This window comes from Bradyrhizobium sp. 23 (assembly GCF_023073295.1).
Lineage (GTDB): Bacteria > Pseudomonadota > Alphaproteobacteria > Rhizobiales > Xanthobacteraceae > Bradyrhizobium > Bradyrhizobium canariense_D.
In genome coordinates, this window is sequence record NZ_JADPJF010000088.1 from 199,080 (window position 1) to 200,629 (window position 1,550).

2 protein-coding genes are annotated in these 1,550 nt (G+C 64.1%); both read left to right on the top strand.

Annotated elements, in window-relative coordinates:
• Positions 1-781, top strand: a 781-nt coding sequence (locus IVB32_RS21910) for a carbon-phosphorus lyase complex subunit PhnI (protein ID WP_247411412.1), incomplete at its 5' end; no start/stop codon positions are given.
• A partial coding sequence (locus IVB32_RS21915; protein ID WP_247411413.1) for an alpha-D-ribose 1-methylphosphonate 5-phosphate C-P-lyase PhnJ occupies positions 778-1,550 on the top strand: 773 nt, incomplete at its 3' end. The genes IVB32_RS21910 and IVB32_RS21915, both read left to right, overlap by 4 nt.

The following is a 1,550-nucleotide window of genomic DNA, read 5'->3' on the forward strand; positions in this document are numbered from 1 at the left end:
CTTCAAGGACATTCCCGGCGGCCAGATCCTCGGCCCGACCTTCGACTATACCCACCGCCTGCTCGATCCCTCGCTCGCCGAGGGCTTTGTGCCGGAGACACCGGCGACGGCCGAAGCATCGTCTGCGCCAACCCCGCGGGTGACCGACATCCTCGGCCGCGACGGGCTGATCGAATCCTCGCCTCAGGCTGAGGACGGCGCCAGCGTCGGCGATCTCACTCGCGAGCCGCTCAATTTTCCCGCCGATCGTGACCTGCGCCTGCAAAATCTCGCGCGTGGCGACGAAGGTTTTCTGCTGGCGATGGGCTATTCCACCCAGCGCGGCTACGGCCGCAACCATCCCTTCGCCGGCGAGATTCGCTTCGGTGAGGTCGAGGTTGAATTCTCCGCGGAAGACGTCGGCTTCGCCGTGCCGCTCGGCTCGATCGAGCTCACCGAGTGTCAGATGGTCAATCAGTTCAAGGGCTCCGCGACGGAGGCGCCGTGCTTCACCCGCGGCTATGGCCTCGCCTTCGGCCAGAGCGAGCGCAAGACGATGTCGATGGCGCTGGTCGACCGCGCGTTGCGTGCGCGCGAGCTCGGCGAAGAGGCACTCGCCCCCGCGCAAGACGAAGAATTCGTGATGTCGCATTCGGACAACGTCCAGGCTACCGGCTTCGTCGAGCATCTGAAGCTACCGCATTATGTCGACTTCCAGTCTGAGCTCGGCCTGTTGCGCAAGCTGCGGAAGGAATTCACTGAGGCCAATGCGCCCGATGCCATGAAGGAGGCCGCGGAATGAACGCGCCCGCCTACAATTTCGCTTATCTCGACGAACAGACCAAGCGGATGATCCGCCGCGCGATCCTCAAGGCGATCGCGATCCCCGGCTATCAGGTGCCGTTCGCCAGCCGTGAAATGCCGATGCCCTATGGCTGGGGCACCGGCGGCGTGCAGGTGACGGCCGCGATCCTCGGGCCCGAGGACGTGCTGAAGGTGATCGACCAGGGCTCCGACGACACCACCAATGCGATCTCGATCAGGAAGTTCTTTGCCAAGACCGCCGGCGTCGCCACGACGACGGCGACGATCGATGCGACCGTGATCCAGACCCGCCACCGCATTCCGGAGACGTCGCTACACGCAAATCAGGTGCTGGTCTACCAGGTGCCGATCCCGGAGCCGCTGCGCTTCCTCGAGGCGCGCGAGACGGAGACGCGGCGCATGCACGCGCTCGCCGAATACGGCCTGATGCATGTGAAGCTCTACGAGGACATCGCCCGCTTCGGCCACATCGCGACGGCTTACGCCTATCCGGTGAAGATCAATGCGCGCTACGTGATGGACCCGTCGCCGACGCCCAAATTCGACAATCCCAAGATGGACAATTGTCCGGCGCTGCAACTGTTCGGCGCCGGCCGCGAGAAGCGCATCTATGCGATCCCGCCCTATACGCAAGTTGTGTCGCTCGACTTCGAGGACCATCCCTTCGAGCCGTACCGCTTCAACGCGCCGTGCGCGTTGTGCGCCGCTGAAAATTCCTACCTCGACGAGATCGTGACCGACGACAA